This is a genomic window from Microcystis sp. M49636_WE2, assembly GCF_030065375.1.
Classification (GTDB): domain Bacteria; phylum Cyanobacteriota; class Cyanobacteriia; order Cyanobacteriales; family Microcystaceae; genus Microcystis; species Microcystis aeruginosa_C.
This window is the reverse complement of sequence record NZ_JASJFG010000947.1, coordinates 1-3,922: the sequence shown is the minus strand read 5'-3', so window position 1 is coordinate 3,922 and position 3,922 is coordinate 1. Positions and strand designations below refer to the sequence as shown.

The following is a 3,922-nucleotide window of genomic DNA, read 5'->3' as shown; positions in this document are numbered from 1 at the left end:
TAAGCTTGTTGGGAGCCTGAGCTATGACTAACCCGAATTCGATCGAACAGCTATCGCAGGAATTACTCGATCTAGACCAAGTAGATGCCGATACCGGGGCAGATTTGCGGCAAAAAGCCCAAGAAATCCTCGCTGAAACCAGTATTGACCTGCCGATTCGAGAAGCGATCGCCGATAGTCTCAGTCAAGGCAATCAACTACTGACCCTCAAAACCGTCGGCAAGGAAGAAAGTTACTAGCACATTTGGGGTCAAAAGTCAAGATGAAAGAAAAATTTTTTTTTGTCTGGCTGGGGCGGTTTTTGGCCTCTTTTGGGCTGTTATCGGGGATAAGTGGCTGTAATTCCCCTCTTTTGATCACTCCTCAAGTTCCCACCGGTGGTTTAAATAGTTTTGCTCCCGATCAATTTCCCAGTTATAGTGCTGATGGTCGCTATTTAGCCTTCGCTTCCGATCGCTCCGGTCGTCGTAGTATATATTTATTCGATCTGCAAGAAAAGCGCCTAGTTAATCTTCCTAACCTAAATCGTGGCGATTCTAGCCAAGATCAGCCATCTTTAAATGCTGACGGTCGTTTAATTGCCTATATCTCCAGCGAACGCGGTAAAAGTGATGTTATGGTTTATGATCGTTCCAGATCCCGTGCAACCCTGTTAACCGCTAACCTGCGGGGAAGCGTCCGCAATCCCACTATTAGCGGTGATGGTCGCCAAATTGCCTTTGAAACCAACCAAGACGGTCAATGGAATATTGCGATCGTTAACGGCCAATTTTAAACTTGTTCTACTCGGTCTTAATCGTTAAAACCTGTGGAGGAGTGGCATCTGGTGGATATAAAAAATTTACCTGTACTACACGCCAATCCCCCGGAGGAATAGTCAGACTCACTAAAGATTGCCCCTCTTGTCCGCGTCTTTGGACGAGATGGAAAAATCTGCTTTGTGCCTGTCCCTGGTCATCGCTATAATTGACGGCTACTGTTCCCCGAAAAAACACTTGTGGGGCAGCCGGATCGAGAAAACGCAAACCCTGCCCGATAATATCCTCTTTAATCGGTGTTTCTAGCGCAATAGTCACCGTTTTCGCCTCATCACTCCCATTAAATAGAGGTAAACTTAACCTATATTCCACACCGTAATTACCATGAGCTTGATAGGCCGTATCGGGATAGCGAACTAACATACTAGCACTTTGATTTTGTTCCGTTCCCAATTTGCCCCCGGGTAGGGTACTAATCCCATAGGCTATAGATTGACCAGAATCAGGAATATTTAACCATAAAGAAGCTCGATCGACCAATCGGGCAGGCCAGGCTGAACCTTGGGACACCCCCGCTACCCGTCCATAAATTATCTGTCCTTGACTATGGGGAGGAGTGGGCGCTCGATCGCGCGGAGTCGATAAATCGCCTTTTTCTAGCAAATTTTGCCACTCTGTCAGATTTGGTGGTCTTTCCTGTCCATTTTCATCTAGGGGTGCATAAAGAGCTAAACTAGCAGCGTAGAGAAGACCGTCACTTTCCAGACGGAGATAAGTGGACCTACCGTTTAAAGGGGGAGTCAAATCGCGCACGGGAATCGCCGCATTTAAGACCATAAAACTCTCCCCCGCCGGAATAATAATCCTATCGGGAAAAATATCCTGACTATCGGGAAAAATATCCTGACGCTGCCCCATTAAAATATCCCCCATTACCCGACTTCCTGGACCTGCAAAAACTGTCCCCTGATTATTTTCCACTTGTGCAGGTAAATCGATAAAAGCTGCATCCGGTTGACTCAAATAACTGGCCCCTTGCAGAATTTTAACGGTGACGGGATTAGGACTGGGATTGTGGAGTAATATACCCAGATAAAGGGTGCGTAAATTATCGGGAAAACTCCCCCTCGCTACATGGTGGGCAAAAATATCAAAGCGTCCCTGAAAAGCATAATTTAAATGGGCCGAGGGGAAACTTTTCTCTTGGGGGGGAAAAGTCGAAAGCAAAATCCCTTCTCCTAGCAATAATTCAGGACTATTGCTATTAAAAACGGGAACTTGATCTAGTTGATTCGGCAAAGGACGCACCTGCGCCGGTCGAATTATTTCTACAATAGGAGGAGTTTGGGCAATGGGTAGTAAAAAAGGTAAAATCACACAAATTACCATCTCAAGATAATTATTTTTTGATCATAGCATTACTGGCTCGCTCCATTTAGATAGTATTCTGTTTGTCCATATCTAGAGGATTGTTTAATATTTCTTTGGGGTGTTAGCCGACCTTTTTAGTTAAGTAGTTGGTTATAATTAAATTAAAAATCGATTTTGCCTTTAATCCCCCCTTGATAAGGTAGGGTTGATTCATGAATCAACCCTACCCTTGATAAGGGGGGTGTCTGATAATTTTTAACGCCTACCTACTTAAGTACAATCAAGAAAAATTATCAAATTTACCAATCGTTATTTGCCCTTGCCATTGAGCAAATCTATTGTCATCATAGACTAAAATCTAGATGTAGCCGATGTCTAGATATCGATCGAGCCAGAATTGTTATGATAAATTCATGAAGTTTTATAACAGTATTTGCTCGTGAACATGAACCAAATTGACTATCTCAGGATTAGTTTAATCGATCGCTGTAACTTTCGCTGTCAGTATTGTCTGCCTGAAGATGCAGAATTGGCATCTGTTCGACCGCAAGATTTACTCACCCGGGAGGAAATTCTTACTTTAGTCAAAAATGTCTTTATTCCCCTCGGTTTCCGCAAATTTCGCCTTACTGGTGGGGAACCTCTCTTACATCCCGAAGTAGTGGAGATTGTGCGCGATATCGCCTCTTTATCTGCCACTAGCGATTTAGCCTTGACCACTAATGGCTATTTACTTGACAATTTAGCCGAAATGTTGTATGAAGCCGGACTAAGAAGGATTAATATCAGTTTGGACTCCCTCGACCCCGACACTTTTGATAAAATTATCGGTAATCGCGGCCGGAGTCGTTGGCAAAAAACTTGGGCAGGTATTCAAGCAGCCCAGAGAGTGGGTTTTGACCCCTTAAAATTGAATGTGGTGGTGATTCCGGGGATAAATGAGGCAGAAGTGGAAGATTTAGCGGCTTTGACCATCGATAAGCGTTGGCACGTCCGTTTTATCGAGTTTATGCCCATCGGTAACGGTGATTTATTTCAAGAAAAAGCTTGGATTGCGAGCGAGGAATTAAGGGGGCGAATTCGGGCAAAATGGGGCTTAAATGAGGGTCAAGTGCGGGGAAATGGTCCGGCCGATGTTTTTCAAATTCCGGGGGCTAAGGGTACAATTGGCTTTATCAGTCAGATGTCGGAATGTTTTTGCGATCGCTGTAACCGCCTACGTCTTTCGGCCGATGGTTGGTTGCGTCCCTGTCTCCTCAACGAAACCGGACAAATTGACCTAAAAACTGCCCTCCGTCAGGGAATTTCGCCAGCAGAAATCAGGGAAAGAGTGCGGGAATTAATAGAACTGAAGGCAGAAATAAACTTTAAACTGCGTGATTCCGGCACATCAAGTGGCATTTATACCCGTACTATGTCGCAAATTGGCGGCTAAAAATCTACTGTCCGAATTCTATTCTAGCCTGTTCTACCATTTCCACGGTAACTCGATAGGAACCGGCATGACGAGCTAATTCTTCTATCCTTTGACGCGCTTGGGAACGGACAAAATAGGGAATATTTTTCAGTTTTGCTTTTGCTTCTGCTGTCCATTGTAGTTGATCGCAAAAATCTAGAGCTTCCATAGATTTAACATATAGTAGTCCGTCTATTATACCTGGACTTCCCCGTTGACAAAAGGCCATAACCTGTGCTGTAGAAGGGATTAAGAGAATTTACAGCACCCCGTTACTGGGTACAAATCAGGGAAACTCCCAATAAATCTAACGCTTTTTGTTGCAGTTGGGTCGGTC

General features: G+C 44.4%; 5 protein-coding genes. 3 read left to right on the top strand and 2 right to left on the bottom strand.

What is annotated here, in order from left to right:
* The first annotated feature begins 23 nt into the window (after window positions 1-23).
* On the top strand, window positions 24-239 hold the full coding sequence (locus tag PX484_RS21815) for a hypothetical protein (protein ID WP_002737387.1): 216 nt from the start codon (window positions 24-26) through the stop codon (window positions 237-239).
* Window positions 240-262: 23 nt separating this feature from the next.
* Window positions 263-775: a TolB family protein gene (locus PX484_RS21810; RefSeq protein ID WP_287671239.1), complete on the top strand. Its 513-nt coding sequence runs from the start codon at window positions 263-265 to the stop codon at window positions 773-775.
* A 7-nt stretch (window positions 776-782) separates the two neighbouring features.
* On the opposite strand, the gene PX484_RS21805 is transcribed toward PX484_RS21810, so the two are convergent.
* The gene (locus PX484_RS21805; RefSeq protein ID WP_287764910.1) at window positions 783-2,147 is read right to left on the bottom strand and encodes a DUF3370 domain-containing protein; all 1,365 of its coding nucleotides are present in this window, start codon (window positions 2,145-2,147) and stop codon (window positions 783-785) included.
* A gap of 427 nt (window positions 2,148-2,574) precedes the next feature.
* Between PX484_RS21805 and moaA the strand changes: the two genes are divergently transcribed.
* Window positions 2,575-3,564, top strand: a complete 990-nt coding sequence (gene moaA / locus PX484_RS21800) for a GTP 3',8-cyclase MoaA (RefSeq protein ID WP_288105466.1) — start codon at window positions 2,575-2,577, stop codon at window positions 3,562-3,564.
* Window positions 3,565-3,568: 4 nt separating this feature from the next.
* Here the strand turns inward: moaA and PX484_RS21795 are convergent, their stop codons facing one another.
* Window positions 3,569-3,754 carry a PCP reductase family protein gene (locus PX484_RS21795; protein ID WP_287764906.1) on the bottom strand — a complete coding sequence of 62 codons (186 nt, stop codon included), beginning with the start codon at window positions 3,752-3,754 and terminating at the stop codon, window positions 3,569-3,571.
* Window positions 3,755-3,922 lie beyond the last annotated feature (168 nt).